Here is a 985-nt window from a genome sequence, read left to right on the forward strand (position 1 = left end):
TGAAGCGTCACGGCTTTGATGCCGTCTTCATGTGGGGCACGACTCCGGGATGGAGGCGTTGAGGTCAGCGTAGTGGGCGGCCTCCGCCTCGGCCGGTGGGCGGTAGCCCAGCCGAGAGTGCAGCCGGGCGTTGTTCCACCACTCCACCCAGGTCGCGGTGGCGTACTCCACGTCGGACAGGGTCTTCAGCGGCCCGATGTGGAAGGGACCTGGTCGGACGCACTCGGTCTTGTAGAGCCCGATCACCGTCTCCATCAGCGCGTTGTCGTAGGCATCGCCGACCGAACCGATCGACGCCGCGAAACCTTCGATGGCCAGGTGCTCGGTCAGCCTCAAGCTCTTGTACTGCGACCCGGCATCCGAGTGCATGATCAGACCGGGTGCCACCGGGGTTCCCTCGTTCTCGCGTCCCCAGGTCGCCATCCGCAGGCAGGTCAAGACCAGGTCGGTGTGCTTGCTGCTCATCGCGTGCCAGCCCACGATCCGCTGCGCGAAGACGTCGACGATGAAGGCGACGTAGACGAACCCCGCCCACGTCCTGACGTACGTGAAGTCGGCGACCCAGACCAGGTTCGGCGCTGGCGCGGTGAACTGGCGGTTCAGCAGGTCCCCAGCCCGCACTCCGTCCTTGCCGGGGATGGTGGTGCGGACCTTCCGCGCCCGCCGGGCTCCGTTCATGCCTTCTGCCCGCATCAACCGGTCCACGGTGCAGTGCGCCACGGCCAGACCCTGCCGGCGCAGGTGAGCGGCCATCTTGCGCCGTCCGTACAGCAACTCCGGCTGCCCAGCAGTGGATCGCAGGGCGTTCAGCACGTGGGCGTCGGAGACCGTGCGCGCCGACGGCGCTACCCCGGCCTTCCAAGCACGGTAGGTCCTCGCGGCGACCTGGAGCCCCTGCTCGGTGAGCACGGCGCAGATCGACTCGACCGCGAAGCCCTTGACTCTCATCTCGTCGACGAAGCGGACGATCAGTGCTGGCGCGGGT

General features: G+C 67.6%; 1 protein-coding gene. It reads right to left on the reverse strand.

Annotation, left to right across the window (positions count from 1 at the left end; all coding sequences use genetic code 11):
* Positions 1–27 precede the first annotated feature (27 nt).
* The coding region (locus tag GTR00_RS21635) for an IS3 family transposase (protein WP_166613552.1) at positions 28–985 on the reverse strand (958 nt) is incomplete at its 5' end.

The sequence above is a fragment of the Kineococcus indalonis genome, assembly GCF_009906395.1.
Lineage (GTDB): Bacteria > Actinomycetota > Actinomycetes > Actinomycetales > Kineococcaceae > Kineococcus > Kineococcus indalonis.